This window comes from Pseudomonas sp. NPDC047961 (genome assembly GCF_050272435.1).
Lineage (GTDB): Bacteria > Pseudomonadota > Gammaproteobacteria > Pseudomonadales > Pseudomonadaceae > Stutzerimonas.
Genome location: NZ_JBNNMD010000001.1, coordinates 1,061,690 through 1,088,099, shown reverse-complemented (window position 1 = coordinate 1,088,099; position 26,410 = coordinate 1,061,690). Strand labels below are relative to the sequence as shown.

The 26,410-nt window shown below is 63.6% G+C and carries 30 protein-coding genes; 20 read left to right on the top strand and 10 right to left on the bottom strand.

Going from position 1 to position 26,410, the window contains the following annotated elements:
- Nucleotides 1-204: 204 nt before the first annotated feature.
- Nucleotides 205-420: a hypothetical protein gene (locus ACQKIK_RS05175; RefSeq protein WP_045430251.1), complete on the top strand. Its 216-nt coding sequence runs from the start codon at nucleotides 205-207 to the stop codon at nucleotides 418-420.
- A gap of 37 nt (nucleotides 421-457) precedes the next feature.
- On the opposite strand, the gene ACQKIK_RS05170 is transcribed toward ACQKIK_RS05175, so the two are convergent.
- From ACQKIK_RS05170 to ACQKIK_RS05155, 4 genes are read right to left on the bottom strand one after another with little or no spacing between them, the layout of a single operon-like run.
- Complete coding sequence (locus ACQKIK_RS05170; RefSeq protein WP_499134972.1) at nucleotides 458-1,780, bottom strand: sensor histidine kinase; 1,323 nt, start codon at nucleotides 1,778-1,780, stop codon at nucleotides 458-460.
- Nucleotides 1,777-2,442 (bottom strand): response regulator transcription factor, encoded by a 666-nt coding sequence (locus ACQKIK_RS05165; RefSeq protein ID WP_045430245.1) that lies wholly within the window; start codon nucleotides 2,440-2,442, stop codon nucleotides 1,777-1,779. The genes ACQKIK_RS05170 and ACQKIK_RS05165 overlap by 4 nt, the downstream gene beginning before the upstream one ends.
- Nucleotides 2,442-2,747, bottom strand: a complete 306-nt coding sequence (locus ACQKIK_RS05160; protein WP_045430242.1) for a PepSY domain-containing protein — start codon at nucleotides 2,745-2,747, stop codon at nucleotides 2,442-2,444. The genes ACQKIK_RS05165 and ACQKIK_RS05160 overlap by 1 nt, the downstream gene beginning before the upstream one ends.
- Entirely contained in the window at nucleotides 2,747-3,055 is a 309-nt protein-coding gene (locus tag ACQKIK_RS05155) for a PepSY domain-containing protein (RefSeq protein WP_019339745.1), read from the bottom strand. The genes ACQKIK_RS05160 and ACQKIK_RS05155 overlap by 1 nt, the downstream gene beginning before the upstream one ends.
- A 161-nt stretch (nucleotides 3,056-3,216) precedes the next feature.
- Here ACQKIK_RS05155 and ACQKIK_RS05150 point away from each other — a divergent pair, with 161 nt between their 5' ends.
- Both ACQKIK_RS05150 and ACQKIK_RS05145 read left to right on the top strand, forming a co-directional pair.
- Entirely contained in the window at nucleotides 3,217-3,576 is a 360-nt protein-coding gene (locus tag ACQKIK_RS05150; protein ID WP_463287169.1) for a copper-binding protein, read from the top strand.
- Between the two features lie 105 nt (nucleotides 3,577-3,681).
- Nucleotides 3,682-3,948, top strand: a complete 267-nt coding sequence (locus tag ACQKIK_RS05145; protein WP_045430236.1) for a PepSY domain-containing protein — start codon at nucleotides 3,682-3,684, stop codon at nucleotides 3,946-3,948.
- Nucleotides 3,949-3,960: 12 nt separating this feature from the next.
- Here the strand turns inward: ACQKIK_RS05145 and ACQKIK_RS05140 are convergent, their stop codons facing one another.
- The 5 genes from ACQKIK_RS05140 to ACQKIK_RS05120 are packed head-to-tail and all read right to left on the bottom strand — an operon-like array spanning nucleotide 3,961 to nucleotide 10,149.
- Complete coding sequence (locus tag ACQKIK_RS05140) at nucleotides 3,961-5,619, bottom strand: GMC family oxidoreductase (RefSeq protein ID WP_127838463.1); 1,659 nt, start codon at nucleotides 5,617-5,619, stop codon at nucleotides 3,961-3,963.
- A complete protein-coding gene (locus ACQKIK_RS05135; RefSeq protein ID WP_127838464.1) occupies nucleotides 5,609-6,250 on the bottom strand; it encodes a gluconate 2-dehydrogenase subunit 3 family protein in 642 nt (213 codons plus the stop codon). The genes ACQKIK_RS05140 and ACQKIK_RS05135 overlap by 11 nt, the downstream gene beginning before the upstream one ends.
- Nucleotides 6,250-7,221 carry a hypothetical protein gene (locus tag ACQKIK_RS05130; RefSeq protein WP_127838465.1) on the bottom strand — a complete coding sequence of 324 codons (972 nt, stop codon included), beginning with the start codon at nucleotides 7,219-7,221 and terminating at the stop codon, nucleotides 6,250-6,252. Before ACQKIK_RS05130 ends, ACQKIK_RS05135 begins: the two co-directional genes overlap by 1 nt.
- 10 nt (nucleotides 7,222-7,231) lie before the next feature.
- Nucleotides 7,232-8,341: an enolase C-terminal domain-like protein gene (locus ACQKIK_RS05125; RefSeq protein ID WP_127838466.1), complete on the bottom strand. Its 1,110-nt coding sequence runs from the start codon at nucleotides 8,339-8,341 to the stop codon at nucleotides 7,232-7,234.
- On the bottom strand, nucleotides 8,338-10,149 hold the full coding sequence (locus ACQKIK_RS05120) for a thiamine pyrophosphate-requiring protein (protein WP_127838467.1): 1,812 nt from the start codon (nucleotides 10,147-10,149) through the stop codon (nucleotides 8,338-8,340). Before ACQKIK_RS05120 ends, ACQKIK_RS05125 begins: the two co-directional genes overlap by 4 nt.
- A 336-nt stretch (nucleotides 10,150-10,485) precedes the next feature.
- Here ACQKIK_RS05120 and ACQKIK_RS05115 point away from each other — a divergent pair, with 336 nt between their 5' ends.
- The 17 genes from ACQKIK_RS05115 (at nucleotide 10,486) to ACQKIK_RS05035 (ending at nucleotide 25,780) form a co-directional block, all read left to right on the top strand.
- A complete protein-coding gene (locus ACQKIK_RS05115) occupies nucleotides 10,486-11,373 on the top strand; it encodes a pseudouridine synthase (protein ID WP_499134969.1) in 888 nt (295 codons plus the stop codon).
- Nucleotides 11,374-11,683: 310 nt separating this feature from the next.
- Entirely contained in the window at nucleotides 11,684-12,460 is a 777-nt protein-coding gene (locus tag ACQKIK_RS05110) for a DNA-formamidopyrimidine glycosylase family protein (RefSeq protein ID WP_499134968.1), read from the top strand.
- Nucleotides 12,461-12,528: 68 nt separating this feature from the next.
- Nucleotides 12,529-12,951: a DUF192 domain-containing protein gene (locus ACQKIK_RS05105; RefSeq protein WP_127840598.1), complete on the top strand. Its 423-nt coding sequence runs from the start codon at nucleotides 12,529-12,531 to the stop codon at nucleotides 12,949-12,951.
- Nucleotides 12,952-13,151: 200 nt separating this feature from the next.
- On the top strand, nucleotides 13,152-14,003 hold the full coding sequence (gene phnC / locus ACQKIK_RS05100; RefSeq protein WP_499134967.1) for a phosphonate ABC transporter ATP-binding protein: 852 nt from the start codon (nucleotides 13,152-13,154) through the stop codon (nucleotides 14,001-14,003).
- A gap of 62 nt (nucleotides 14,004-14,065) precedes the next feature.
- A complete protein-coding gene (phnD, locus tag ACQKIK_RS05095) occupies nucleotides 14,066-15,076 on the top strand; it encodes a phosphonate ABC transporter substrate-binding protein (RefSeq protein ID WP_499134965.1) in 1,011 nt (336 codons plus the stop codon).
- A gap of 52 nt (nucleotides 15,077-15,128) precedes the next feature.
- Nucleotides 15,129-15,923, top strand: coding sequence for a phosphonate ABC transporter, permease protein PhnE (gene phnE / locus ACQKIK_RS05090; protein WP_499134963.1), 795 nt, complete (start codon nucleotides 15,129-15,131; stop codon nucleotides 15,921-15,923).
- Between the two features lie 16 nt (nucleotides 15,924-15,939).
- Nucleotides 15,940-16,662 (top strand): phosphonate metabolism transcriptional regulator PhnF, encoded by a 723-nt coding sequence (gene phnF, locus ACQKIK_RS05085; RefSeq protein ID WP_231107961.1) that lies wholly within the window; start codon nucleotides 15,940-15,942, stop codon nucleotides 16,660-16,662.
- Complete coding sequence (gene phnG / locus ACQKIK_RS05080) at nucleotides 16,662-17,114, top strand: phosphonate C-P lyase system protein PhnG (RefSeq protein WP_045430216.1); 453 nt, start codon at nucleotides 16,662-16,664, stop codon at nucleotides 17,112-17,114. The genes phnF and phnG overlap by 1 nt, the downstream gene beginning before the upstream one ends.
- The gene (phnH, locus tag ACQKIK_RS05075; RefSeq protein WP_499134962.1) at nucleotides 17,114-17,713 is read left to right on the top strand and encodes a phosphonate C-P lyase system protein PhnH; all 600 of its coding nucleotides are present in this window, start codon (nucleotides 17,114-17,116) and stop codon (nucleotides 17,711-17,713) included. The genes phnG and phnH overlap by 1 nt, the downstream gene beginning before the upstream one ends.
- A complete protein-coding gene (locus tag ACQKIK_RS05070) occupies nucleotides 17,713-18,819 on the top strand; it encodes a carbon-phosphorus lyase complex subunit (RefSeq protein ID WP_499134961.1) in 1,107 nt (368 codons plus the stop codon). The genes phnH and ACQKIK_RS05070 overlap by 1 nt, the downstream gene beginning before the upstream one ends.
- A complete protein-coding gene (locus ACQKIK_RS05065) occupies nucleotides 18,816-19,700 on the top strand; it encodes an alpha-D-ribose 1-methylphosphonate 5-phosphate C-P-lyase PhnJ (RefSeq protein ID WP_499134960.1) in 885 nt (294 codons plus the stop codon). Before ACQKIK_RS05070 ends, ACQKIK_RS05065 begins: the two co-directional genes overlap by 4 nt.
- Nucleotides 19,697-20,509, top strand: a complete 813-nt coding sequence (gene phnK / locus ACQKIK_RS05060; protein WP_046163853.1) for a phosphonate C-P lyase system protein PhnK — start codon at nucleotides 19,697-19,699, stop codon at nucleotides 20,507-20,509. Before ACQKIK_RS05065 ends, phnK begins: the two co-directional genes overlap by 4 nt.
- A gap of 835 nt (nucleotides 20,510-21,344) precedes the next feature.
- A complete protein-coding gene (gene phnL / locus ACQKIK_RS05055) occupies nucleotides 21,345-22,046 on the top strand; it encodes a phosphonate C-P lyase system protein PhnL (protein ID WP_499134957.1) in 702 nt (233 codons plus the stop codon).
- A complete protein-coding gene (locus ACQKIK_RS05050; RefSeq protein WP_499134955.1) occupies nucleotides 22,036-23,181 on the top strand; it encodes an alpha-D-ribose 1-methylphosphonate 5-triphosphate diphosphatase in 1,146 nt (381 codons plus the stop codon). Before phnL ends, ACQKIK_RS05050 begins: the two co-directional genes overlap by 11 nt.
- The gene (phnN, locus tag ACQKIK_RS05045) at nucleotides 23,181-23,741 is read left to right on the top strand and encodes a phosphonate metabolism protein/1,5-bisphosphokinase (PRPP-forming) PhnN (protein ID WP_499134953.1); all 561 of its coding nucleotides are present in this window, start codon (nucleotides 23,181-23,183) and stop codon (nucleotides 23,739-23,741) included. Before ACQKIK_RS05050 ends, phnN begins: the two co-directional genes overlap by 1 nt.
- Entirely contained in the window at nucleotides 23,732-24,478 is a 747-nt protein-coding gene (gene phnP, locus ACQKIK_RS05040) for a phosphonate metabolism protein PhnP (protein ID WP_499134952.1), read from the top strand. The genes phnN and phnP overlap by 10 nt, the downstream gene beginning before the upstream one ends.
- A gap of 51 nt (nucleotides 24,479-24,529) precedes the next feature.
- Complete coding sequence (locus tag ACQKIK_RS05035) at nucleotides 24,530-25,780, top strand: MFS transporter (protein ID WP_499134951.1); 1,251 nt, start codon at nucleotides 24,530-24,532, stop codon at nucleotides 25,778-25,780.
- Between the two features lie 11 nt (nucleotides 25,781-25,791).
- Here ACQKIK_RS05035 and ACQKIK_RS05030 read toward each other — a convergent pair whose 3' ends face one another.
- Nucleotides 25,792-26,259 carry an Lrp/AsnC family transcriptional regulator gene (locus tag ACQKIK_RS05030; protein ID WP_045430192.1) on the bottom strand — a complete coding sequence of 156 codons (468 nt, stop codon included), beginning with the start codon at nucleotides 26,257-26,259 and terminating at the stop codon, nucleotides 25,792-25,794.
- Nucleotides 26,260-26,410 lie beyond the last annotated feature (151 nt).

Below are 26,410 nucleotides of genomic sequence, written 5' to 3'. Positions count from 1 at the left end.
ATGAGCCTGTTATTGAATGCGCTTATTTTTTCGTTTACTGCCTTTGCCGGAATGGGCGTTCTGGCGTGGCTGGCTTACGGTGCTAACGAACGGAAGTGAGGGGTGGTTACAGTTTCGTTGCCAATGAACAGTCATCCGATGAGTGGTTGGAATCTCCGAGTGTAAAGCAGGGTCTTTGTTTCAGACCCAGCGCACGAGGCCCCCATGAAAACCCTGTCCCGTCACCTTGCCGATAACTTTCCGCCTGATTACAAGACCCGCGTGGAACCGCAAGAAGACGGTTACCTGGTCGTCCGTGTCGGTTATCCGCTCAACGGCACCGAGGCCACTCGGATGATGTCGGGCCGACAGGTTCAGAACGGTCTGCTGGTTGAGACCCTTCTGGAAGACATGCGCAACGAGTTGGCACGCGCCCCGTAACTCTCCGCGTCATCCGCTACGACCCGCTCCGCTGTATCTACCCTTTGCGTTGCATCGGAAGGCGGATGCGTACGCAGAGCCCTCCTAGCTCGCTCTGCTCCAGTGACAGCTCACCCCGCCAGGCAACCAGAATATCGCGCACGATACCAAGCCCCAGCCCATGCCCTTCGGCATGTTCATCGAGGCGGATGCCGCGCTCCAGCACTGCTTCGCGACGTTCCGTCGGGATGCCCGGCCCATCGTCATCGACTGAGATGAGATAGCCGTCGGTGATCGGGGCGATCGTCAGCCGCACCTGCGACCGGGCAAATTTGCAGGCGTTGTCCAGCAGGTTGCCGAGCAGCTCCAGCATGTCTTCACGGTCCCAAGGCAAGCGGCATCCTTCATGGCTGTTCCAATGCAGATCGAGATCCCGACGGTGGATCATCCGCAACGTTTCGAACAGCGGGGTGAGTTCTGCGGCGCAATCGAAATAGCTGCCGGGCAGCACTTCGCCAGCCAGGCGTGCGCGGCCCAGTTCCCGCGTGACCCGTTGTTGAATCTGCTCGAGCTGTTCCGCAAGGCTGGCCTGCAGCTCCGGATGCGCTGCCATTTCCTCGCGTCGAATCAGGCTGCCGAGCACGGCCAGGGGCGTCTTCAAGGCGTGGCCCAGATTGCCCAGTGCATGGCGTGAGCGTTTCAGGGTGTCGTCGGTGTGCGCCAGCAGATGATTGATCTGCTCCACGAGCGGCTGCAGTTCGATCGGGGCCTGAACGTCCAGCTGCTGACGCTGGCCTTGCTGCAGCTGCGCAATCTGCTGGCGCGCTCGTTCCAGCGGGCGCATGGCGAGTTTGACTGCGTAGCGTTGGAGCAGGAGCAGCACCAGCAGCGCCAGGCCGACCAGCCCCAGACCACCGAGACGAACCTGCGTAAAGCTTTTGAGGATGGGCGTGTAATCTTGCGCCACGTTGATGGTGATGGTTTGCCCGTCGCGCCGATAGCTAGCTCGATAAGCCAACAGCCGCTGATCCTGCGGGCCGTCCAACAGATCCTCGGCCATGCCATTGCCAGCCGGCCAGGTCGGATCCGCGTCCCATAGTGAGCGTGAGCGCCAGCTGCGCGCCGGCAGGTCGATGCGGAAATAGTGGCCGGAAAATGCGCGTTGATAACGAGGGTTGAGCCGGCTCGAATCCAGCACAAACCCCTCCGGACCCTGAACAACAGCCATCAGCAGGCCTTCGGTCTCTTCCCGCAGATCGGTGGCCAGGTTGCGCCGCAGGCCCGACTCGAACAGCCAGAGACTGCTCTGGACCAGCAACAGTCCGACCAGCAGCAGCACCGAGATCAGTCCGATACTGAGACTGCGCTGGATCGACTTCAAGGCGCGCCGCCGAAGCGATAGCCCTGGCCGCGGCGGGTTTCGATCAGCTCGCGGCCGAGCTTGCCACGCAGGCGATTGACGTGCACCTCGATGACGTTGGAGTCACGCTCGGTTTCGCCGTCGTAAAGGTGCTCGGCCAGCTGGGTTTTCGACATCAGCTGGCCGGGATGCAGCATGAAATAGCGCAGCAGACGAAATTCGCCAGCGGTCAGTTCGATGTCCTGACCATCCTTGTGGCAGCGCTGGCGTGCTTCGTCCAGGGCTATTCCTCCTGCCTGCAGCAACGGCTGGTTGGCTACACCGTGGGCGCGCCGCAGCAGTGCCTGGATACGCAGCAGCAGCTCTTCGGGATGGAAGGGTTTGGTCAAGTAGTCGTCGGCACCGGCTTTCAGCCCTTCGATGCGTTCGGCCCAGGAGTCGCGGGCCGTCAGGATCAGCACCGGCGTTGCCAGGCCTCGGCTACGCCAAGCGCGCAACACCTCGAGCCCCGGCTTGCCAGGCAGGCCGAGATCCAGAACGATCAGATCATAGGGTTCGCTGCTGCCCTGATAGTCGGCGTCGCGACCATCTGCCAACCAGTCGGTGGCATAGCCCTGACGCGTAAGGCTGGCGACCAGCTCGTCGGCCAGCGGCACATTGTCTTCGACCAGTAACAGGCGCATCAGTCTTCTTCGTCCTTGAGCAGACGACCGTCGCGCGCGTCCAGTTCCAGCTCGCGGGCGACGCCGTCTGCAGTCAGCAGTTCGATCTCGTAAACGTAGATGCCATCCTCTTCTTCCAGTTCGGCTTCCAGCAGCCGGGCACCGGGGTGGCGCTCCATCGCCTGGTTCAGCAGGCTTTCCAACGGCTGGATCAGCCCCTCGCGACGCAGGCGCAGGGCTTCATCCTGATCCAGGTCGCGGCTCGCCACCGGGGTGGCGGCGAGCAGCAAGGTCAGTGGAATGATGAGAAGAGGGGCGGGTCGCATTAGTCGTCCTGATGGTCCTTGAGTACTTCGCCGGTCTTGGCGTCGAGCTCCAGGTCCCATTGCACACCTTTGTCGTCGCGCAATTCAACCTGATAGATGTGGCGACCGTATTCTTCTTCCAGTTCGGTTTCCTCGACGGTGGCCCCGGGGTGCTTGGCCAGTGCAGCTTCGTTGAGTTTCTCGAAGGATTGGATGGTGCCCGCATCGCGCAGCTTCAAAGCTTCATCCGGTCCCAGATCGCGGGCCATGGCCAGGTTGGCGCCGAGGGCGAGGGTGGCGGCAGTGATCAGCGTAGTGAGTGTTTTCATGGTTTCGTTTTCCTGTGTGGGTTTCGACGATTCACAGGTTACGAGGCGCGGCTTACGCGAAACTGAACGAGGCGTCGTGAGACGGGGGCGCAGGTGGGCAGTAAACCTCACCGCGGCATTGTCCAATACAGGGTACGTCCACCTGTTGCGGGAGGTCTGCCATGAAGATATTCCATTGCGTCACGCTCAGCCTGATATTGCTCGCCCCGCCTGCGCTGGCCCAGGATCTGCTCAAGCCTGATGGGCCCACGGGTTCGCCGGAGATCAACGGCGGCCCCGCCACCGAGATGGTTTCCGAGCCGGTGATTCACGCCACTGGCACCATCGAAGCCCTGGATCGTGAGCGGGGTGTGGTGACCATCGTGCACGGTCCGATTCCCGCGTTGAAGTGGCCAGCAGCGACCATGGACTTCCAGGCTCTGCGCGAGCAGCTGGAGGGGCTTTCACCCGGTGATCAGGTTCGCATCAGCTTCCAGAGTGAGGGCGACGAAGCGGCTCTGGTGTCCATCGAGAAGCCCTGAAAGGCGCATTCCAGACGAATTGCGATGAACCCTCGATGACTGATGTTGCTCGTATGTAACAGGGCTGTCATACGCCCAACGCTCATTCAGCAGAGAGGATCGACCATGTATCACAAGAAACTGACCGCCGCGCTTGCCATTGCCGTATTGGGTTCTACCAGCACCATCGCACTGGCTGACTCGCCGGGCGCTGACTGGATTACCTTCGAGCAGGCCATGGAAAAGGCCAAGGCGGCGGGCTACACCGAGCTGCATAGCCTGGAAGTCGACGACAAGAGCTGGGAAGGCAAAGGCCTGAAAGCTGATGGCAAGAAGTACGAATTCCAGATGGAAGGCACGACCGGCAAGATCATGCTGGACGAGGAAGACTGACAGCTCGACAGGCTACAACTCACCGCGGGCCGCCAGCTCACAGATGCGGTCTGCGGTGCGGCAGGCGATGGCCTGGATGGTCAGCGAGGGGTTCACGCCACCGGAAGTGGGAAACACGGACCCGTCGCAGATCCACAGGTTGGGGATGTCCCAACTGCGGCAGTCACCATCCACCACGCTGGTAGCCGGGTCGTAGCCCATACGTGCGGTGCCCATCAGGTGCGCGGTACCGTCTGCTTCGCTCCAGATGTCACGCGCACCCATGCCTTCCAGACCACGGCGCATGAAGTCGATGGAGTGGTCCACCAACCGTTGATCGTTGTCACCCATCGACCAGGTGACCCGAGCGATGGGTAGTCCGTACTGGTCTTTTTCCTCGGCGAGGGAAACGCGGTTGCGCTCTTGCGGCAGTGTCTCGCCGACGATCTTCAGCCCGACCTGATGGTTGTAGTGCGCCATTTCATCCACCAGCGCCTGTCCCCAGAGACCGTGATTGCCGGTCTGAGTCGCAGCCCAGGCGGCCGGCAACGGCCCCTGGCTCATGATCGCGTAGCCGCCATGGAAATCCTTGCCGCGGTCCTCATAGTTCCAGTGCTCGGTGATCGCTAGCGATGGCGGCCCCTTGTACCAGCGGATCTCTTCATCGACACGCCCCCACACCGCCTGGTTGGTATGCACCATCAGATTCCTGCCGACCAGACCGCTGCTATTGGCGAGCCCGTCCGGATGACGCGGGTTCGCTGAATTGAGCAGCAGCCGCGGCGTCTCGATGGCATAGCCAGCGACCACTACATGGCGTGCGCGCTGGAAGCGCCACTCGCCGTTACGGTGGTAATGCACGCCGTTGGCGAGGCCATCGGCGTCCGTTTCGATGCGACCCACCATGGCCAGGTCGCGAATCTCCGCGCCGGCCTTCAATGCCCGTGGAATCCAGGTGTTCAACACGCTCTGCTTGGCATTCGTCGAGCAACCGGTGACGCAGAAGCCGCGGTAGACGCAGGGCGGCGCGTTGTCGCGCGGCGCCGAGAGCGTCGCCAGGGGTGTCGGTGCCCAGTCCACGCCCATGGCTTCGCAGGCCTTGGCCAATGCCAGGCCGGAAGCATTCACCTCATGCTGTCGATAAGGGTAACGGGGGCGCTTCGGGCCCCACGGATAGCGCACCGGACCGGCGATTTTCAGTGCCTGCTCGACCTCTTCGTAGTAATGCCACATCTCCTGCCAATCGATTGGCCAGTCGAACCCGTAGCCGAGCAGCGAACGCGCCTTGAACCACTCGGGACGCATGCGCAGCGAGACCATGGCGAAGTGCACCGTGCTGCCGCCGACCGCTTTGCCGCTGTTGTTGGTGCCGAGCTTCAGCGGGTTTTCGCCGTCGCACAGGCGTTCGTCGGTCCAGAACAGTTTTTCCTGATGCGCCTCGTCAGAGGCGAATTCCTCCAGCGGTCGCCACCAGGCACCCGCGTCGAAAGCGACCACCGAGAAGCCGGCTTCGGCCAGCTTGCAGGCGAGGGTGCCGCCACCCGCGCCGGTGCCGACAATGGCGAAGTCCACTGGCTCGTGCTCCGGATATTCACGCATCGGCACCCAGCCATGGCGCTGGAAGACATCCGGCGCACGACCGGCACCGCCGCGTGGGTGATAAAGCGCATCCAGTAGTCGATCAGCGGACATGGCGGTTCAACTTGCTGGCTTTGGCTTCTTCGCCGGGATGAGCTTCGGCGGCTTCCCAGCTGTCGCGGCTGTCTTCGGCGAGGCGCACGTAGCCGCGTGGGCTGGCCGGGCCGCCGAAGCCGAGTTCGTTCCAAGCGGTCGGGTGGCTGTAGTAGGCGGCGCTGATGTCGTGCACCACGCGGTGGCTGAAGAAGGCGGCGGCGGGCATGCCTTGCCAAGCGGCGCTGTTCAGCTCGTCGCGCTGCATGGCGGCGATCAGTGCGTCCTGCTCGGCTGCGGCCAACTCCGCGAAACAGCATTGATGGCGCTGCTGCGCTTCGCTGTCGAGGGCGTCGAGGCCGAGCGGCCAGGCCTGCTGCAGCGGAGGCAGTCGCGCATCACGGTAGCCGTCGCCACGTCCCTCGGCGACCTTGAATTGCACCAGCGCGGCGACCGGTATCGGTGGTCGATCCGTTGGCTGCGGGACGATGCGCTCGCACAATGCCTCCAGCGTGCGTCGTTGCGTCGTGTTGAAAAAACCGTGTTCGCGCGGCACCGCCAGCCGGCGGTCGACGACCTGACGGCTCGGCTCGTTCCACGATGGCCCTTGGCGTTTGCGCAACACGTCGTAGTCGGGGTAGCGGTTGTTCATCATTTCCACCATCGGTATTGGGCAAGTTCCTTTTCCTCATCCAGTAGCGAATGCGCGGCCAGCCCGGCCAGCGCTAGGCCGGTGAAGCTTGGCGGGGCTGGCAGCGGCGGCCCGGCCTGCAGATTCTGTCGCCAGTTGCGCCAGCCGCCGTTGTTGCGAGCGATCCCCAAGGCGTGAAAACCGGCACCGGCAAAGCCCATGAAGGCAGTGAAGCGCAGCACCAGGCGCGACGCCCAGCGCAGCCGTCGCCGCCGCGGGCTGGTCAGGGCGCTGGTGGCGAGCAGCGCGGCGGCGAGCGGCGGGGCGGTCACGGGCAGGTACATGGCCGGGTTCTGAAACGAGCCGCGAAAGTGCAGCAGCCCGGCTTCGGCTGTGGTGCCGAGCAGGCCGGCAGCGGCCATCACTGCGACCGACTTGCCGGCCGGTAGGCCAAACACCCGAGGCACAGCATCACCACTGGCGTTGCGCAAACGTTCGGAGTAGTACCCGAGCAGGCCGGACAGCACCAGCGCGGCGGGCGCTCCCAATGGCGCCGCATAGAACAGGTTGCTCCAACTCAGGCCACCGGGACGTTTGGTCACGTTGTAGAGGTGAAAGCCGGCACCGACCAGCCCGGTCAGGCCAGTCAATACGTAGATCGGATCTCGCACCTTACTGGCGAAAGCGTCCGGGTCCTGCTGGCCTTGACCGCTGGCCAGCAGCGAGAGCGTCGAGGCCGCCAGTGGCGTGTACATGGCGCGGTTCTGGAAATCCCCCCGGTAATGCTCCAGCGCGCTGTCCAGCGCCACCGAGGTGGCCAGCAAGCCCGCGCCACGGTTAAGCGTCCGCGCAGCGTCGACCATGGTGCCCTCGCTAGGGCTGAACAGCAGACCGCGACCGCGTTTCTCGTGTTTCTGCCAGCTCAGTGCAGCGAGCCCCAGCGTAGTGGTTGCGCCAACGGCCAGTAGCCTGAGTTGCGTCCGTGAAACCATGAGTCCCCCGTCAGATTGCGTAGCGGCGAGCATCGGCCTCGCGCAACGTCAGGCCGTGGCCCGGCCGTGCCAGGTCCGGCGCTATCCGGCTGCGTTCAACCTGTGGCGCTCCGTCGAACAGCAGCGACTCCAGCCTGACGTGATCGTGAAACCATTCCTGATGACGAAAGCGCGGCGCGGCGCAGCAGGCGTGCAGGTGCAGCGCCGGGGCGCAGTGCGCAGACAGGTCGAGATGAAATGCCTCACACAATCCGGCCGCCTGGAGGAAGCCACTCACACCGCCGCAGCGGGTAAGGTCCGCCTGCAACACGTCCACCGACCCGTGCTCGGCCAGTCGGCGAAAGTCGTCCGGCGTGTAGGCGTATTCGCCCGCCGTTACATCCATGGCCTGGCCGCTGGCGCCGAGGGCTTCACGTACCTGGCGTAGCCCGGCCAGATCGTCGGAACTGACCGGCTCCTCGAACCAGCCGACCTGTAGCTCGGCGATGCGGTGGGCAAAGGCAATGGCACTGCGCGGTGTATGCGCCCCGTTCGCATCGATGAACAGCCCGGCTTCGCCGATTGCCTCGCGTGCGACGCGAACGCGTTCAGCATCACGCGGCGAGTCGGCACCGATCTTCATCTTCACCCAGTGGCAGCCGTCCTCTTGTACCCAGCGGCCCAGCTGTTCGCGCAAGCGCCCATCGTCGTAGCTGGTGAAGCCTCCGCTGCCATAGACAGCGACGTCTTCACGGCGCATGCCCAGCAGGTGCGCCAGCGGCAGATCGAGTAGCCGCGCCTTGAGATCCCAGAGCGCCGTGTCCACCGCCGAGATGGCGCAGGCTGCGAGGCCGGAGCGCCCCAGGTTGCGTACGCTCGCCCAGAGCCGCTCGTTGAGCTGGCCAATGGCGAACGCATCCGCGCCTTCAAGCAGATCGCGAAAATGACCCTCGATCAGCCGCACCAGCGACGCGTCGGCATAGGTGTAGCCCAGCCCGGCCTGGCCGCCGGCCTCGAGCTGCACCACTACCAGAGTGGTGGCGTCCCACTGGAAGGTGCCGTCGGCCTCGGGCGCATCGGTCGGGATGCGGTAGGCCGCCACCTGCATGCTGCGGATGGCGGCGTCCGGACGCTTGGTCATCCCCTGTCCTTGCCCTCATCCCTGTCACGTCCAGGCATGAACTTGCTGAGCACCTGCTTGGCTGATTGCTTGATGATCCCGGCCTGATCCGGATCACCCTGCAGCAGTACCGAAGCGTAAGCTTTGGCCTGTTCCAGTGTGATGTGCGGGGGCAGTGGCGGTACGTCCGGGTCGGTCTTGAATTCGATCAACACCGGCCGATCCGCCGCGAAGGCCTTGTCCCAGGCTGCCGCGACCTGATCTTCGCGGTCGACGTAGATGCCGATCAGGCCAATGGATTCGGCGAAGCGGTGGTAAGGCACGTTGGGAATATCCTGCGACGCCTCGAATTTCGGGTCGCCCTCCATCACGCGCTGTTCCCAGGTGACCTGATTGAGGTCCTCGTTATTGAACACGCAGCAGATCCACTGCGGGTTCTGCCATTCCTTCCAGTACTTGGCGACCGTGATCAGCTCGGCCATGTTGTTCATCTGCATGGCGCCATCGCCGACCATCGCCACTACCGGGCGATCCGGGTGACAGAACTTGGCGGCAATGGCGTAGGGCACCGCTGCTCCCATCGAAGCCAGGCCGCCGGAGAGCGAGCCCATCATGCCGCGGCGCATCTTCACATCGCGGGCATACCAGTTGGCGCAGGAGCCCGAGTCGCTGGTGATGATCGAGTAATCCGGCAGCCGTGGTGACAGCTCGAAGGCGACACGCTGCGGGTTGATCGGGTTGGCCTCCACCAGGGCTCGCTTCTCCAGCACGCTTTCCCAATCCATGCGCCACTCTTCGACGCGCTTGCGCCATTTGCGCTCAGTCTTCTCCTGCAACATGGGCAGCAGCGCGCGTAGGGTTTCAGCCGAGTCGCCCTGAAGATTCACTTCCATCGGATAACGGATGCTGAGCATGTCGGCCTTGAGGTCGATCTGTACGCCGCGGGCCTGACCTTCTTCAGGCAGGAATTCGGAGTAGGGGAAGCCTGAGCCGATCATCAGCAGGGTGTCGCACTCGGTCATCAGCTTGTAGCTCGGCTCCGTGCCCAACAAGCCGATAGAGCCGGTGACCCAAGGCAGATCGTCAGGCACGGCAGCCTTGCCCAGCAGCGCCTTGGCAACGCCAGCCCCGAGTTTCTCGGCCACGGCGATGACCTCGTCGGTGGCATTCAACGCACCGGCGCCCACCAGAATGGCGACCTTTTTGCCATCGTTGAGCACCTCGGCGGCACGCTGCAGGTCAGCTTCGTAGGGCACCATCTTCGGCAGCGTATAGCCGATGCCGGAATGCACGGCCCCGTGGGCGCGGGGAGGTTCGCTGTACTCGGCGTCCTGCAAGTCGCTCGGCAGGATGATGGTGGCGACCTTGCGCTCGCCGACTGCGGTGCGGATCGCCCGGTCGATCAAATGCCGAACCTGCGGCGGTGCGCTGGCCTGCTCGACGAACGCACCGGATACATCCTTGAACAGCGCCGGCAGGTCGATTTCCTGCTGGTAGTGGCTGCCCAGTGACGTACGCGATTTCTGACCGGTGATTGCCAGCACCGGCATGTGGTCCAGTCGGGCGTCATAGAGGCCGGTAATCAGATGCGCCGCACCCGGCCCGGACGTGGCGATACAAACCCCCAGGCCGCCGTTGAACTTGGCGTCGGCCGAAGCCATGAACGCGGCCATTTCCTCATGTCGGGCTTGAATGAAACGGATCTTTTCATTGGAGCGATTCAGCGCGCCGAACACACCGTTGATGCCGTCGCCGGGGTAGCCATAAATGCGGCGCACGCCCCATTGGTAGAGGCGTTCGATTACGTAATCACCGACTGTCATTGCCATGGAAACCTCGCGTGGTCTGGGCGTGAGCGTTCAGACACTAGGGGCTGGAACCTCAAGGGTGCCATCGTGCGCTGCGCAACGAAGCGGCCCTTCGCAACCCTCTGTCTGGCTGTTCACGTCTGGACCGGACTGTGCCCTGAGGGTTTCCCGAAAGTTCACTTGGGTGACGGACGAGCCTCTTCTTCGGCGCCGCGACGGTAGGCAAAAGGGTATGAAATGGACTGCCGTCCTCGTCGCGGCTGAAATCGCTTCCGGCCGAGGACAGCCAACGGAACTGCCACGGCTCGGCCGCGATGTTGAAGTATCATTTCGCGCCTCTTCGTTCAGACGGTCACCATGTCCATGCCTGTCCCAAACGCTCGCAGCACGCTGCATCTCCCCCAAGGCAACTGGGCGACGGTGCTCGACTGCCTGTGCGCGCACTTTCCGGCGATTGACCGAGACACCTGGGCCGATCGCTTCGTGCGAGGGCGCGTACTTGGCGCTGACGGGCAGCCACTGGAGGCGACGCATCCTTATCAGGTCGGGTTGAAGGTCTATTACTTCCGCGAGGTGCCGGACGAGAAGCCAATTCCCTTCGAGGAGCAGATCCTGCACCTCGACGAGCACCTGCTGGTAGCGGACAAGCCGCACTTCCTGCCCGTGATGCCGGCTGGGGAATATGTCAACGAGACCCTGCTGGCGCGCCTGAGCAAGCGTGTGGGTAATCCCAATCTGGTGCCGATCCATCGCATCGATCGGCTGACTGCCGGGCTGGTGCTGTTTTCTACCAATCCCGAAAGTCGCGGGCGCTATCAGGCGCTGTTTCGCGAACGTAAGATCGACAAGCGTTACGAGGCGATCTGCCCGGCGCTGCCTGATCTGGACTTTCCGCGTGATGAACGCTTGCACATGGTCGACGGCGAGCCTTTTTTCCTGATGAAGCGGGGCGGCGGCGAACCCAACAGCGAGACGCGCATCGAGGTGCTCGAACGCCGCGGCGAACTCTGGCGCTATGCGCTTTATCCAGTCACCGGGCGCAAGCATCAGCTGCGTCTGCAGATGGCTACGCTCGGGGCCGGCATCTGCAATGACCCTTTCTATCCCGAGCTGCTGGAACGCGGCCGGCGTGATCAGGACGACTACGCCAACCCGCTCAAGCTGCTGGCGCGTGGTCTGGAGTTTCAAGATCCGCTTACTGGCGAATTGCGCCAGTTCGAGAGCCGGCTGCAGTTGGATTGGTAGTTTCCAGAGCTTATTCGCCGTCTTTGCGGGGTGCCTTGGCTCCTGGATCGCCAGCAAGCTGGCTCCTACGGGGCTAGCCGAGACCGCAGCACGCACACTTGGCGATCCGTGATCCCCTGCCTTGAATGCGTAGATAGTTGCGCACGACCACCGCACCGCTTTTGTAGGAGCCAGCTTGCTGGCGATCCGCTTCCGCGCCGTTTTGCGGTGCCTGCAAGAACTCCGCGCCTCGCACAGCAGGGCAGCGTCGCGGCACCTTCTCGTCAGGTCCCAGTCGATATTCCTGTCCCCGCACCGAAGCGATAACGCCATGCCAGAAGGCCCATCCATCGTCATCCTTCGCGAAGAAGTTGCCGCGTTCACCGGCAAGACCGTCGAGCGTGCGGAGGGGAATAGCAAGTTGGACAAGTCCAGGTTGGTCGGCCAGACGGTGCGGTCGTTTCGCAGCTGGGGCAAACACTTCCTGATCGAGCTGGACGATGTGTCCCTGCGTATCCACCTGCTGCTGTTCGGTAGCTACAGGATCAACGAGCGCAAGGAATCCGCGCCGCGCCTGAGCCTGGGCTTCCCGAACGGTGAGCTGAATTTCTACGGCTGCTCGGTTCAATTCATCGAAGGTTCGCTGGACGAGGCTTACGACTGGAGCGCTGATGTGATGAGTGACGCCTGGGACGGCCGCGCCGCGCTGAAGAAGCTACGCGCCCGGCCACGACTGCTCGCCTGCGATGCACTGCTGGATCAAACGCTGTTTTCCGGCTCCGGCAACATCATCAAGAACGAGGTGCTGTTTCGCACCCGCATCCATCCGCTTTCGCTGATCGGCGATCTCTCTGCGCCGAAGCTCAGGGAGCTGACGCGTGAAGTCCGGACCTACAGCTTTGAGTTCCTGCAGTGGAAGCGAGAGGGCACGCTCAAAGCGCACTGGCTCGCGCATACCAAAACCACCTGTCCGCGCTGCAAGATTCCCTTCGTCAAAGCCAAGTCGCTGGGCCGCAGCAAGCGCCGCGCTTTCTACTGTGAGCGTTGTCAGAAGCGCTACGGCGACAGCGATCAGGTTTCGGTCGATGCACCGGTCGCTGAAGAGTAGCAATGCTTGCGGATATGCTTACGCCGCTTATTCGCTCCCGCTTTTCCCGATTCGAGGACTGCTCGTCGATGCCTACCGCGCTGCTGCTGCCCCTTATCGCTTTAGTTGTGACATCGATGGCCAGTGCCGGTGAGCCGTCGCTCGATCTGCGAGTCGGCGATGCTCGGCTCAAGGCGGAGTACGCGCGCACCCCGGATGAACGCGAACGCGGCTTGATGGAGCGCACCGAGATGCCGGCAGACCACGGCATGCTGTTTCGCTTCGATGATTTTCGCCGGCACTGTCTATGGATGAAAAACACGCCACTTCCCCTGTCTGCAGCCTTCATGGACGAGTCAGGGCGCATCGTTGACATCATCGACCTGGAGCCGTTGAGCACCGCAATTCGCTGTTCCCGCGAGCCGGGGCGCTATGCCTTGGAGGTCAATCAGGGCTGGTTTGATCGGCACCAATCAGGGATTGGCGATCAAGTAAGCGGCATTCCGAAATAACCCGCTAAACCCACAACACGCGCCGGCATGCGAGCTAGACGGTGAGCGGCGATACGCCTCTGTCTGGCCCGCTGCGCCTGTTTAGACAAGTCACTGAACGGTCATAGTCTGTTCACCGAAGCGACATTGGTCGCACCTAACGTAACGCCTCATCTGATGGCCACCGACGGTGGCCATCGTTCTCGATGAGGAGTCGGTCCATGAGTGCGGTTATCCGTGTCGACAGTCTGAACAAGACCTTCGCAGGCAAACTTGCCCTGCATGATCTGGCGCTGTCCGTGCAACCGGGCGAAATGGTCGCGCTGATCGGCGCATCGGGTTCTGGCAAGTCCACACTGCTGCGGCACATCGCCGGGCTGGCCTGTGGCGATCGCAGCGGCGGCAGCATTCACGTGCTAGGGCGCGAAATGCAGTCCGCAGGACGCCTTAACGGCGACGTACGGCGCTTGCGTGCCGACATCGGCTACATCTTTCAGCAGTTCAACCTGGTCAACCGGCTCAGTGTGCTGGACAACGTGCTGCTGGGCTTTCTTGGCCGCATGCCGCGCTGGCGTGGCTCGCTGGGCATGTTCAGTGCCGAGCAGAAGCAGCAGGCGCTGGCTGCGCTGGACCGCGTGGGGCTGGCCCACCGCGCCGAGCAGCGCGCCTCCACACTGTCCGGTGGTCAGCAGCAACGCGTGGCCATCGCCCGCGCGCTGACGCAGCAGGCCGAAGTGATACTCGCCGACGAGCCAATCGCCTCGCTCGATCCCGAATCCGCACGCAAGGTCATGGACATTCTCGCCGACATCAACCGACGGGACGGCAAGACCGTCGTGGTGACGCTGCATCAAGTCGACTACGCCCTGCGCTACTGCCAGCGAGCGGTGGCACTGAAGGATGGGCGCATCCATTACGACGGCGCCTGTGCCGACCTGGATTCGCGGCTTCTCAATGATCTCTACGGTGCCGACCTCGACGCCAGCTTGCTGTTTTCCGATCAGGCCCGCTCGCCTGCCGCGGCCGCTCCCGTGCCGGCGCAGACCCGCACGCTGAGTCTGGCTCGGGCCTGAGACCGCCGTTCCGATCCCACGTCATGCCAACCCAAAAGTCATCCAATGACAGGAGCTACTCCATGTTCAATCGTATAGGCCGCGTTCTGGCCGCCTCCGCCTTACTGACCGGGTCCCTGCTGGGCGGCGCACACGCCGACGATAACAAGGAACTGAACTTCGGCATCATCTCTACAGAATCCTCGCAGAATCTGCGGACCGTCTGGGATCCCTTCCTCGCTGCCATGAGCGAGCGTACCGGGATGAAGATCAATGCCTTCTTCGCGCCGGACTACGCCGGCATCATCCAGGGCATGCGTTTCGACAAGGTCGACCTGGCCTGGTACGGCAACAAGTCGGCGATGGAAGCGGTTGATCGCGCCGGTGGCGAGATCTTCGCCCAGACCGTCGCGTCCAGCGGGGCGTCGGGTTATTACAGCCTGCTGGTGGCGCACAAGGACAGCCCCATCGGTTCTGTCGACGACATGCTCAAGAATGCTTCCAACCTGACTTTCGCCAACGGCGATCCGAACTCCACCTCAGGCTATCTGGTGCCGGGCTACTACGTCTTCGCCAAGAACAAGGTAGACGCCAACAAGATCTTCAAGCGCTCGCTCAATGGCAGCCACGAAGTGAATGCACTGTCGGTCGCCAACAAGCAGGTAGACGTCGGCACCTTCAACAACGAGAGCATGGAGCGTCTGGAGCTGACCGCGCCGGAGAAGGCCGCGCAGCTCAAGGTGATCTGGACCTCGCCGCTGATTCCAGCGGACCCCATGGTCTGGCGCAAAAACCTGCCGGAAGCGACCAAAGCGGACATTCGCGAGTTCTTCATGACCTACGGCGACAAGCCCGGCGAAATGGACGTGCTGGCTGACCTGCAGTGGGCCAAGTTCCGCGCCTCGGATGATGACCAACTGCTGCCGATCCGTCAGTTGGAGCTGTTCAAGAAGCGTAGCGAAGTCGCCAACAACGCCAAGCTGGACGAAAGCGACAAGCAGGCTCAGTTGAAGGAACTGGACGCCCAGCTCGCTGCGCTCGAGCAGCGCATGGCCGAGCTCCAGCAGAAACCCGCAGCCGCCACCGCAGGTTGATCCACTGGCCGCCGCGCAAGCGGCGGCCAGCATTTCGTTCGCCGGAGCATCCATGACCTCTCTGACCGCACCTACCCCTGTTGCCGCACCACAGAAACACTCGTGGTTCAAGCTGGTTGGCTGGGGACTGTTTCTCGCACTGCTGGGCTGGTCCTGGCAGGGCGCCGAGATGAAGCCGCTTACGCTGATCCGTGACGCCGGCAACATGGCAACCTTTGCCGCCGACTTCTTTCCCCCGGATTTCGGCAACTGGGAGCTCTACCTGAAGGAAATGATCGTCACCGTACAGATCGCCCTCTGGGGCACGGTGTTGGCGATCCTCTGTGCCATTCCATTGGGCGTGCTCTGCGCCGAAAACATCGTGCCCTGGTGGGTTTACCAGCCGGTACGGCGAGTCATGGACGCGTGCCGTTCGATCAACGAGATGGTCTTCGCCATGCTCTTCGTCGTCGCGGTCGGCCTTGGCCCTTTTGCCGGCGTACTGGCGCTGTTCGTCGGCACCACCGGCGTGCTCGCAAAACTGTTCGCCGAAGCGGTGGAGGCCATCGAACCGGGCCCGGTAGAAGGCGTGCGGGCCACCGGTGCCAGCGCACTGCAGGAAGTCATTTTCGGTGTGATTCCGCAGGTGCTGCCGCTATGGATTTCCTACGCGCTGTATCGCTTCGAGTCCAACGTGCGCTCGGCGACCGTGGTGGGCATGGTCGGTGCGGGCGGCATCGGCGTGATTCTCTGGGAGGCCATCCGCGGCTTCCAGTTCAGCCAGACCTGCGCGCTGCTGATCGTCATCGTGGCGGTGGTGAGCGTGATCGACATTGTTTCTCAGCGCCTGCGCAAACTCTTTATCTGACGGAGACGGGCGCCGTGTGCGTCCTTTTTTAGCCATGCACCTGTCTAGACAACCTCAACCGCGCTACCTGCAACTGGCCGCTCAGTTGCGTGAGGAGTTGCGCCACTTGCAGCCCGGCGATCAGTTGCCCGGCGAGGTCCAGCTGGCGACCCGGTTTGCGGTCAATCGGCATACGCTGCGCCGCGCCATCGATGAGCTGGTCAGCGAGGGCCGGGTGTTGCGCCAACAGGGCCGCAGCACACGAGTGCTGGCGCGTCCGCTGATCTATCCGCTGGCGGCCGGCAGTGCCTACAGCGAGTCACTCTCGGCGCAAGGGCACGGTGTCCAGGCGCGGCTGCTGCAGCGCCAGCTGCGTTCAGCCACGGCCGAGGAGGCTGGCCATCTGGAGCTGCGTGAGGATGCGGCATTGCTCGAGCTGCACACGCTGCGCCTGCTCGATGAACAGCCGGTCAGCCTGATCCGGCACCGCTTCTGTGCCAGTCGCCAGGTGTTGCTGGAGGACTACAACGGCGGGTCGCTGCGCCAGTACCTGGCCGAACGTCAACTGCCGCTGCACCGCGCCTTCAGCCTGATCGGCGCCCGGCTGCCCACATCGGACGAGGCCGATCAGCTGCTGATGCCGCGCCACGCACCACTGCTGACCGTTCTCACCCTTTCTCACGACCTGGCCGGGCGGCCGGTGGAGCTGTCGTTGTCGACCAGCCGTGCCGACCGCTTCCAGTACCAGGTTGCCACCTGATGGAGACGCGCATGACCCCAGAAATAGCCACTCGCCAACGCTGGATGGGCGTGCTTGCCCGTGCTGGCGATGAGCTGGCGCGCTACGAGGCCGAGCTGAAGGACACCGACTACCAGCTGGTACGCGCCCCGGAAATTGGCATGACGCTGGTCCGCGGCCGCATGGGCGGTACGGGTGCTGCGTTCAATCTCGGCGAAATGACCGTCACCCGTTGCGTGGTGCGACTTGGCGATGGGCGTACCGGGTACAGCTACGTCGCCGGGCGCGACAAGCGCCACGCTGAACTGGCCGCGTTGGCCGATGCGCACTTGCAAGGTCGCGATCAGGCGCATTGGCAGGCGCAAGTCATCACGCCGCTCGCCTCCATCCAGGCGGCACGCCGGGCGGCGCAGGACGCCGAGACGGCCAGCAGCAAAGTGGAATTCTTCACCCTGGTCAGAGGAGAGGACTGATGAGCGCAGATCTTTTGCACCCGGCGTTCGACGATCAGGTGCTCGACAGCCAACGCGTGTTCCGCGCGGCACTGAAAGCGCTTGCCGAGCCCGGTCTCACGCAGCAGCTGATTCCCATACAGGCGCTCGAACCCCTGGCCCCGGCGAGCTACGCGCTTTGCCTGAGCCTGCTCGACGGCGACACGCGGTTGTGGCTGGCACCTGCGTTCGATACGCCGACGGTGCGTGCCAACCTGGCGTTTCATTGCGGTTGCCCGATCGTGGACGAACGCGAATCGGCTGATTTCGCGCTGCTCGGGGTTCAAGAACTGGTCGACCTGTCCGGATTTTTCACCGGCAGCGAACGCTTTCCTGATCAGTCCTGCACGTTGCTGGTCCAGCTCGACGCGCTCGGCGACGGCGCCGCGCTGAGCTGGAGCGGTCCAGGCATTCTCGGTCAGCGCGAGGTGAGCCTGCCGGTACCGGCTGCGTTCTGGCAGCAGCGCGCCGATCGCAACGATTTTCCGCGCGGGCTGGACCTGTTTTTTGCCGCTGCCCAGTCACTGATCGGCTTGCCCCGCAGCACCCGCATCGCGGTATCGATAGAGGAGGTCGCCTGATGTACGTAGCCGTCAAAGGTGGCGAACAGGCCATCGACAATGCTCACCGGCTGCTGGCGAAGAAACGCCGCGGCGATACCGCTTTGCCCGAGTTGAGCGTCAAGCAGATCCGTCAGCAACTGCCGTTGGCGGTGGCGCGGGTGATGGCCGAGGGTTCGCTGTTCGATGAGGAGCTGGCGGCGCTGGCGATCAAGCAGTCGGCCGGCGATCTGCTCGAAGCGATCTTCCTGCTGCGCGCTTATCGCACGACGTTGCCGCGCTTCGGCACCAGCGTCCCTCTGGAAACGGCGCAGATGCGTCCGACCCGGCGCATCTCGGCCACCTTCAAGGATTTGCCCGGCGGCCAGCTGCTCGGCCCGACCTTCGATTACAGCCATCGCTTGCTGGACTTCAGTCTGCTGGCCGAAGGTGAGCATCCCGGTCCGGAGCTTGATCCTCAAGCCGAGCTTGCAGCCTGCCCACGTGTGCTCGATCTGCTCGCCAAAGAAGGCTTGATGAAGCCCGAGCGGAGCGACGATCAGGCGGTGCCGGACATTACCCGCGAACCCCTGGAGTTCCCCAGCGGTCGCGCGCAGCGGCTACAAGCGCTGGCCCGTGGCGATGAAGGTTTTCTGCTGGCGTTGGGTTATTCGACTCAGCGTGGCTATGGCCGCAACCATCCCTTCGCCGGGGAAATTCGCATTGGCGAGGTCGAGGTCTGGATGGAACCGCCGGAGCTGGGCTTCGCCGTGCCGCTGGGCGATATCGAAGTGACCGAGTGCGAGATGGTCAACCAGTTCGTCGGCGGGCAGGGCATCGATCCGCAGTTCACCCGCGGCTACGGGCTGGCCTTCGGTTACGCCGAGCGCAAGGCCATGGGCATGGCCCTGGTCGATCGCGCGCTGCGCGGCGCCGAGTATGGCGAGACGGTGCAAGGCCCGGCGCAGCAGGAAGAGTTCGTGCTGATGCACTGCGACAACGTCGAAGCCGGTGGCTTCGTCTCCCACCTCAAGCTGCCGCATTACGTCGATTTCCAGTCGGAACTGGAGTTGATTCGCAAGCTGCGCCGCGCACCGGTCGAGGAAACCGCCACGTCCGAGCCCAACGCCGAGGAGCGCCGCGCATGACTGCTATCGTCAATGACCGTCCACAGGCCGCTGCGACGGAGCAGGGCTACAACTTCGCCTACCTCGACGAACAGACCAAACGCATGATCCGCCGCGGGCTGCTCAAGGCCGTGGCGATTCCCGGTTATCAGGTGCCTTTCGGTGGGCGCGAAATGCCGTTGCCCTATGGCTGGGGCACCGGCGGCATGCAGCTGACCGCTGCGATTCTCGGCGCCGAAGACGTACTCAAAGTGATCGATCAGGGCGCCGATGACACCACCAACGCGGTGTCGATCCGCCGCTTCTTTGCCCGCACCGCGGGAGTCGCCACCACCACCCGCACGCCGGAAGCGACGGTGATCCAGACTCGCCATCGGATTCCCGAAACGCCGCTGCGCAACGATCAGATCATGGTCTATCAGGTGCCGATTCCGGAGCCGTTGCGGTTCATCGAACCGTCGGAAAGCGAGACGCGGACCATGCATGCGCTTGCCGACTACGGGGTCATGCACGTCAAGCTGTACGAAGACATCGCCACCTTCGGCCATATCGCCACCAGCTACGCCTACCCGGTGACGGTGGACGGCCGCTACGTGATGGATCCCTCGCCGATCCCCAAGTTCGACAACCCCAAACTGGACATGAGCCCAGCGCTGATGCTGTTCGGTGCCGGCCGTGAGAAGCGCCTCTATGCCTTGCCGCCCTACACGGACGTGCGCAGCCTGGATTTCGAGGATCACCCCTTTTCCATCCAGACGTGGGACCAGTGCTGCGCCTTCTGCGGCAGTGACAGCTCCTACCTCGACGAACTGATCGTCGACGACGCCGGCACCAAGCGCTTCGTCTGCTCGGATACCGATTACTGCACGCAACGCCGCGACGCCCAGGAGGCTACTGAATGAACGCCGCGCTCGAACTGCAACAACCCGCCAGCAGCCTCGATCAGCCCTTGCTGTCGGTCCGCGGGCTGACGCGCCTGTACGGGCCGGATACCGGCTGCCAGGGCGTCGACTTCGATCTTTATCCCGGTGAGGTATTGGGCATCGTCGGCGAGTCCGGCTCCGGTAAATCCACGCTGCTCAGCCTGCTCGCCGGACGCTGCCCGCCTGACCGTGGTTCGGTGAGCTACCGCGGCCGCGACGGCGCCTGGCTCGATCTTTACGCCGCCAGCGAGGCGGAGCGCCGCAGCCTGCTGCGCACCGAGTGGGGTTTCGTCGAACAGAACCCGCGCGACGGCCTGCGCATGGGTGTTTCGGCCGGCGCCAACATAGGCGAGCGGCTGATGGCCCAGGGGCAGCGGCATTACGGCCAGTTGCGTCAGGCCGGGCTGGACTGGCTGAGCCAGGTGGAAATCGACCCGGCGCGCATTGACGATCTGCCGCGAACCTTCTCCGGCGGCATGCAGCAGCGCCTGCAGATCGCCCGCAACCTGGTGTCCGGCCCGCGCCTGGTGTTCATGGACGAGCCCACCGGCGGCCTCGATGTCTCGGTGCAGGCGCGTCTGCTCGACCTGCTGCGCGGGCTGGTGCACGAGCTGGATCTGGCCGTGGTGATCGTCACTCATGACCTGGCGGTGGCAAGGCTGTTGGCGGATCGGCTGATGGTCATGCGCCGCTCCCGCGTCGTGGAAACCGGCCTCACCGATCAGATTCTCGATGATCCCCAGCATCCCTATTCGCAGCTGCTGGTGTCGTCGGTGCTGCAGCCATGAGTGGGCTTGCACGCAAGCCGCATCTGGCAGCCGGTTCGTCGCGAAAAGCATCGCCAGCAAGCTGGCTCCTACACGGGAGCGATGCCGGCCTCAAGTGCAGGGAGGCTTCCGCTTTCGTAGGAGGGAGCTTGCTCGCGATCCAGACTGCCGGTCTCGTCAGTGGTGCAGCCATGAGTGGGACCGCACGGCGGCCGCGAAAAGCTTCGCCAGCAAGCTGGCTCCTACACGGGAGCGATGCCGGCCTCAACTGCAGGGAGGCTTCCGCTTTCGTAGGAGCGAGCGTGCTCGCGATCCAGACTGCCGGTCTCGTCAGTGTTGCAGCCATGAGTGGGCTTGCACGCAAGCCGCATCTGGCAGCCGGTTCGTCGCGAAAAGCATCGCCAGCAAGCTGGCTCCTACAGGGGAGCGGAGCGGGCAGTGAGCGCTGGGAGGTTACCGCTTTCGTAGGAGCGAGCGTGCTCTCGATCCAGACTGCCGGTCTCGTCAGTGGTGCAGCCATGAGTCGGACCGCACGGCGACCGCGAAAAGTTTCGCCAGCAAGCCGGCTCCTACAGGGGAGCGGAGCGGGCCGCGAGCGCTGGGAGGTTGCCGCTTTCGTAGGAGCGAGCTTGCTCGCGATCCAGACTGCCGGTCTCGTCAGTGGTGCACCCATGAGTGGGACCGCACGGCGACCGCGAAAAGCTTCGCGAGCAAGCTGGCTCCTTCACGGGAGCGATGCCGGCCTCAACTGCAGGCAGGCTTCTGTTCTTGGAGGAACGAGGAGCGCCGGGCCCTTGCTCGCGAGCAAGGCATACAGGCCCGACTTCAGTCCCTTTCCTATGTTGCGAGGTTACCCATGAGCAGCCCGATCGAGGTCCGCGACCTCCGCAAATCCTTCACCCTTCATCAGCAGCACGGGGTGACCCTCGATGTGCTACGTGCAGTCAGCTTTGCTGTTGAGCCAGGCGAATGCCTGGTACTGCATGGGCGCTCTGGTGCTGGCAAGTCGACGCTGTTGCGGTGCCTGTACGGCAACTACCTGGCCACGGGCAGCATCCGCCTGTGCCATCGCGGTGAGCCGCTGGAGCTTGTCGGTGCCGAGCCGCGACAGCTGTTGGCGGTCCGCCGGGAAAGCCTGGGCTATGTCAGCCAGTTCCTGCGGGTGATCCCTCGTGTGCCTTGCCTCGACGTGGTCATGGCGCCGGCTCTGGCGCGTGGCTGGGATCGGGAGCAGGCGCGTACACGTGCCGAAAGCTTGTTGACCCGGCTGAACATTCCCGAACGGCTCTGGCAGTTGGCGCCCGGCACCTTTTCCGGCGGCGAGCAACAGCGCGTGAACCTGGCGCGAGGCTTCATGGTGCAGTGGCCCGTGCTGCTGCTGGACGAACCAACCGCTTCGCTGGACGAGGCCAATTGCCGAGTAGTGCTGGAGCTGGTCGCCGAAGCCAAGGCCGCAGGGGCCGCACTGATCGGCATCTTCCATGACCGCGCGATCCGCGAAGCGGTTGCCGATCGCTACCTGGACATGACTGCCGAGGAGCATCGCCATGCCTGCTGAACTGATTCTGACGAACGCCCGGGTGGTCACGGCCGATCGCGTGATAAATGGCACGCTGGTAATTCGTGATGGGGTGATTGCCGCCCTCGACGAAGGCAACAGCCAGCTGCCACAGGCCCAGGATCTGGGTGGCGACTACCTGATGCCGGGCCTGGTGGAGTTGCACACCGACAATCTGGAAAAACACATGACGCCGCGCCCAGGTGTGGACTGGCCCACGGCGTCGGCCGTGCTGACCCACGACGCGCAAATAATCGCTGCGGGCATCACCACGGTGTTCGATGCGCTGTCCATCGGTGATATCAACCCGCGCGGCAAGCGCATGCAGCAGCTGCCCGCCATGCTCGACGCCGTGGCCTCGGCCGAGGCGGCAGGCGATACGCGGGCCGAGCACCGCTTGCACTTGCGCTGCGAGGTCTGCCATCCGGATGCGCTGAGCCTGTTCCGCGACCTGGTGGAGCATCCGCTGGTGAAGCTGGTGTCGGTGATGGACCACTCACCGGGGCAACGACAGTTCGCCCGAGAGGACAAATACCGCGAGTACTACATGGGTAAGTACCACCTGAGCGCGGCCGAGATGGATGCGTTCAGCGACCAGCAGACGGCCAATTCGAGGCAGTACAGCGATCGTCAACGCCTTGCAGTCGTCGAGATCTGCCAAGCGCGCGGGCTGGCACTGGCAAGCCACGATGACGCGACGCTTGCGCATGTCGAGGAGTCGGCCGGTCTTGGCATGGCCATCGCTGAATTTCCGACGACGTTGGAGGCAGCCGAAGCCAGCCATGCGCGTGGTCTGAAGGTGCTGATGGGCGCGCCGAACGTGGTCCGAGGGGGCTCGCATTCGGGCAACATTGCGGCGGCGGATCTGGCGCAGCGCGGCGTGCTGGACATTCTTTCCAGCGATTATTACCCCGCCAGTTTGCTACAGGCCGCCTTCCTGCTCGCGGCGTTCGACAACAGCTATGACCTGCCCAAAGCCATCGCCACGGTGAGCCTCTTGCCCGCCCAGGCGGTGGGTCTCGATGATCGCGGTGAGATCCGCCCTGGCTTACGCGCGGATCTGCTGCAGGCCAGCGACAGGCAGGGCCAGCCGGTGGTCCGGCAGGTATGGCGGCAAGGGCGACGGGTGTTCTGATGGCGGGACGATTGATCTACCTGATGGGCCCATCCGGTGCCGGAAAGGACAGCCTGCTGCTGGCTGCTCGTGAATCACTGCAGGCTCGCGGTTGTCGCGTTGCACGGCGCGTCATCACCCGTTCCGCCGAAGCGGTGGGGGAGGACGCCCTGGCGGTGACTGAGGCGGAGTTCGCCCAACTGCGCCGCAATGGGGCCTTCGCCCTGGACTGGCAAGCCAACGGGCTGCACTACGGCATATCCCGGCAGATCGATGAATGGCTGGAAGCCGGCGAAGATGTGCTGGTCAACGGGTCGCGTGGTTATTTGGGCGAGGCACGTGATCGTTATCCGCAGTTGCAGGCAGTACTGCTTTCGGTGACCTTGCCGGTGCTGCGCGAGCGGCTGTTGGCGCGGGGGCGCGAGTCGCTCGAAGAGATCGAAGCCCGGCTCGCCCGCAACCAGAACTTCCAGGCAGCGGCCGAGCAAGACGAAACGCTGCTGCTGGACAATTCCGGTCCCCTGGAAGAAACCGTGCAGCGCCTGCTGCAGCTGATCGATCAGGCTCGCGCATGCGCCTGACCATCCTTGGCAGTGGCAATGCCCGTCAGGTGCCGGTGTACAACTGCGATTGTGCGGCGTGCCAACGGGCGCGGCTCGACCCGGCCTGGCGCCGCGGCCCGTGTTGCGCCTTGATCGAATGTGGCGCACAGCGCTGGCTGATCGACAGCGGCATCACCGATATCACTGAGCGGTTCGCACCCGGAAGCCTCAGCGGAATTCTGCAGACTCATTACCACGCCGACCATGCGCAAGGCCTGCTGCATCTGCGCTGGGGGCTCGGTTTGCGCATCCCGGTGCATGGCCCAGACGACCCACAAGGACTGGCGGACCTCTACAAGCACCCCGGAATTCTGGACTTTTCCCAGCCGTTCGCCGCGTTTGAACGACGCGAGTTGGGGGAACTCTGCGTGACCGCATTGCCCCTCAACCACTCCAAGCCGACCCTGGGCTACCTGTTGGAAGGGGCGGGACGACGCATCGCTTACCTCACCGACACCCTGGGTGTGCCGGAGGCCAGCCTGAGCGTGCTACGCCAGGCCCCGCTCGACCGGTTAGTGCTGGATTGTTCGAGCCCGCCCCAGACGTCACCTCAGAACCACAACGACCTGACCCTGGCGCTGGCAGTGATTGCCGAGCTGAAGCCGGCCCATGCGCTGCTGACCCATATTGGTCACAATCTGGACGCCTGGTTGATGGACAACCCCGCTGCGCTGCCGGCGGGCGTCAGCTTGGCCTCGGACGGCCAGCTGTTGTGACGGACCTGATTCGTGCCGCTATGAGCGCGCCAGTGCTGACATGAGATCCAAATGAACACGACTGACCCTTCACCGCTTGGTGCCGAAGCGAGCCCGTCTGCACGTCGCCTTACCTTGGTGATGTGCATGGCCGAAACCCTCGGCATGGCCGGCTTTGCCTTGTTTGCTGCGCTGCTGCCCGAATTTCAGCAGCTGTGGAATCTGAGCAACACCGAAGCGGGCTGGATCGGGGGCGGTTTCTTCCTGGGCTACATGCTTGCAGTGCCGGTGCTGACGGGACTGACTGATCGCTACGATGCTCGGCTGATCTATCTCTGGGCGATGCTGCTGACGGCTTTTGCCAGCACCGGCTTCGTGCTGGCCGATGGCTTCTGGTCGGCGCTGCTCTGGCGTGTGTTGGCCGGCATCGGTCTGGCCGGCACCTACATGCCGGGGCTCAAGGCGTTGTCTGAGCGCATCGAGGGTCCCACGCAGTCGCGGGCTATCGCCTTTTACACGGCGAGCTTCGGGCTCGGCACAGCGTTGTCCTTCCTGCTCTCTGGCGAGCTGGCCAAGCTCGGCGGCTGGCAACTGCCTGCGCTGCTCAGTGGAGGTTGCGCCCTGGCTGGCTGGCTCATGGTTTGGCGCGGGCTACCGCCCAAGCCGCCTGCGAAACATGAGCCGCGACGCCTGTTGGACCTGGCGCCGCTGATGGAGCGCCCGGTCATCGCTTACTGCCTGGCTTATGCCATGCACAATCTTGAGCTGTTCGCCTTCCGTGCCTGGCTGGTGGCTTTCATCGTGTTTGCCGGTGACTGGCAAGGCCAGGCCGCCTGGCTAAACGGAACCTGGGTGGCCATGATCGCGACCCTGATAGGGATGCCGGCGAGCATCCTTGGCAACGAGATGGCAATACGCTTCGGTCGCCAGCGCTGGCTGATAACGGTAATGCTGCTGTCCGCCTTGCTGGCAGCACTGATCGGGCTCGGCGCCGCGCTGCCATTTTGGGCTCTGCTGGTGCTGATCCTTTGCTACAGCCTCACGGTGACGGCCGACTCGGCTGCCTTGACCGCAGGCCTGGTGGCCGTAGCGCCTGCCAGCCACCGTGGCGCGGTTATGGCGCTTTATTCCTGTACCGGCTTTACCGGCGCATTCCTCGGGCCGTTGCTGTTCGGCATGGTGCTCGATGCGCTGGGCGACGATCAGCTGTTCGGCTGGTGGGCGGCCTTCGCCTTGATGGGCCTTTTGCTATTGATCGGGCCTCTGGCGCTGCGCTGGGCAAGCCAGCGCTTGGACTTGCGTCCGCAGCCTGAACCGGCCTGATCCTGCCGCGCTCAATCCAGCGGCAGCTCCGTCGTCCGTTTCACCTCGCTCATCGCGATATGACTGTGTGCTTCCTGAACATGGGGCCGCTGCAACAGTTGATCACGCAGGAAGCGTTCGTAGCTGTCGATGTCCTTGGCCACCACCTTGAGCAGGTAGTCCGACTCGCCGGCCATGGTGTGGCACTCCAGCACCTCGGGATAACCCACGACTGCGCGCTCGAATTCGTCGAGGTTGCTGCGGCCATGGGCGGAGAGCTTGATGTTGACGAACACCGTCATATTCAGCCCGAGCTTCTTCGGGTTGAGCAGGGCGACCTTACGTTCGATCAGCCCTTCTTCCTGCATGCGATGGATGCGGCGCCAGCACGGCGATTGCGACAGCTCGACCTTTTCGGCGACCTCGGCGGCGGACAGGTCGGCGTTGTGTTGCAGCAGCAGCAGAATCTTGCGATCGATGCTGCTCAGCGGGGTCTGCATGGTTGTTCTCTTTTTGTTGTTGTTGGTGGATGGATCATGCACGGGATCGCACTTACACCGCAAAAGTAGAAAGAAAATCTCTCTTCGTCACGGCCAGACTATTATCCAACGCGCAACGGTGGGGTGATCCCCTGCCGCTCGCTGGCGTGGG

Excerpts from the sequence above, each read along its gene's own strand:
- ACQKIK_RS05175 (WP_045430251.1), top strand. The coding sequence starts at position 205 with ATGAAAACCCTGTCCCGTCACCTTGCCGATAACTTTCCGCCTGATTAC.
- ACQKIK_RS05165 (WP_045430245.1), bottom strand. The coding sequence starts at position 2,442 with ATGCGCCTGTTACTGGTCGAAGACAATGTGCCGCTGGCCGACGAGCTG.
- ACQKIK_RS05160 (WP_045430242.1), bottom strand. The coding sequence starts at position 2,747 with ATGCGACCCGCCCCTCTTCTCATCATTCCACTGACCTTGCTGCTCGCC.
- ACQKIK_RS05155 (WP_019339745.1), bottom strand. The coding sequence starts at position 3,055 with ATGAAAACACTCACTACGCTGATCACTGCCGCCACCCTCGCCCTCGGC.
- ACQKIK_RS05150 (WP_463287169.1), top strand. The coding sequence starts at position 3,217 with ATGAAGATATTCCATTGCGTCACGCTCAGCCTGATATTGCTCGCCCCG.
- ACQKIK_RS05145 (WP_045430236.1), top strand. The coding sequence starts at position 3,682 with ATGTATCACAAGAAACTGACCGCCGCGCTTGCCATTGCCGTATTGGGT.
- ACQKIK_RS05140 (WP_127838463.1), bottom strand. The coding sequence starts at position 5,619 with ATGTCCGCTGATCGACTACTGGATGCGCTTTATCACCCACGCGGCGGT.
- ACQKIK_RS05135 (WP_127838464.1), bottom strand. The coding sequence starts at position 6,250 with ATGAACAACCGCTACCCCGACTACGACGTGTTGCGCAAACGCCAAGGG.
- ACQKIK_RS05130 (WP_127838465.1), bottom strand. The coding sequence starts at position 7,221 with ATGGTTTCACGGACGCAACTCAGGCTACTGGCCGTTGGCGCAACCACT.
- ACQKIK_RS05125 (WP_127838466.1), bottom strand. The coding sequence starts at position 8,341 with ATGACCAAGCGTCCGGACGCCGCCATCCGCAGCATGCAGGTGGCGGCC.
- ACQKIK_RS05120 (WP_127838467.1), bottom strand. The coding sequence starts at position 10,149 with ATGGCAATGACAGTCGGTGATTACGTAATCGAACGCCTCTACCAATGG.
- ACQKIK_RS05115 (WP_499134969.1), top strand. The coding sequence starts at position 10,486 with ATGTCCATGCCTGTCCCAAACGCTCGCAGCACGCTGCATCTCCCCCAA.
- ACQKIK_RS05110 (WP_499134968.1), top strand. The coding sequence starts at position 11,684 with ATGCCAGAAGGCCCATCCATCGTCATCCTTCGCGAAGAAGTTGCCGCG.
- ACQKIK_RS05105 (WP_127840598.1), top strand. The coding sequence starts at position 12,529 with ATGCCTACCGCGCTGCTGCTGCCCCTTATCGCTTTAGTTGTGACATCG.
- phnC (WP_499134967.1), top strand. The coding sequence starts at position 13,152 with ATGAGTGCGGTTATCCGTGTCGACAGTCTGAACAAGACCTTCGCAGGC.
- phnD (WP_499134965.1), top strand. The coding sequence starts at position 14,066 with ATGTTCAATCGTATAGGCCGCGTTCTGGCCGCCTCCGCCTTACTGACC.
- phnE (WP_499134963.1), top strand. The coding sequence starts at position 15,129 with ATGACCTCTCTGACCGCACCTACCCCTGTTGCCGCACCACAGAAACAC.
- phnG (WP_045430216.1), top strand. The coding sequence starts at position 16,662 with ATGGAGACGCGCATGACCCCAGAAATAGCCACTCGCCAACGCTGGATG.
- phnH (WP_499134962.1), top strand. The coding sequence starts at position 17,114 with ATGAGCGCAGATCTTTTGCACCCGGCGTTCGACGATCAGGTGCTCGAC.
- ACQKIK_RS05070 (WP_499134961.1), top strand. The coding sequence starts at position 17,713 with ATGTACGTAGCCGTCAAAGGTGGCGAACAGGCCATCGACAATGCTCAC.
- ACQKIK_RS05065 (WP_499134960.1), top strand. The coding sequence starts at position 18,816 with ATGACTGCTATCGTCAATGACCGTCCACAGGCCGCTGCGACGGAGCAG.
- phnK (WP_046163853.1), top strand. The coding sequence starts at position 19,697 with ATGAACGCCGCGCTCGAACTGCAACAACCCGCCAGCAGCCTCGATCAG.
- phnL (WP_499134957.1), top strand. The coding sequence starts at position 21,345 with ATGAGCAGCCCGATCGAGGTCCGCGACCTCCGCAAATCCTTCACCCTT.
- ACQKIK_RS05050 (WP_499134955.1), top strand. The coding sequence starts at position 22,036 with ATGCCTGCTGAACTGATTCTGACGAACGCCCGGGTGGTCACGGCCGAT.
- phnN (WP_499134953.1), top strand. The coding sequence starts at position 23,181 with ATGGCGGGACGATTGATCTACCTGATGGGCCCATCCGGTGCCGGAAAG.
- phnP (WP_499134952.1), top strand. The coding sequence starts at position 23,732 with ATGCGCCTGACCATCCTTGGCAGTGGCAATGCCCGTCAGGTGCCGGTG.
- ACQKIK_RS05035 (WP_499134951.1), top strand. The coding sequence starts at position 24,530 with ATGAACACGACTGACCCTTCACCGCTTGGTGCCGAAGCGAGCCCGTCT.
- ACQKIK_RS05030 (WP_045430192.1), bottom strand. The coding sequence starts at position 26,259 with ATGCAGACCCCGCTGAGCAGCATCGATCGCAAGATTCTGCTGCTGCTG.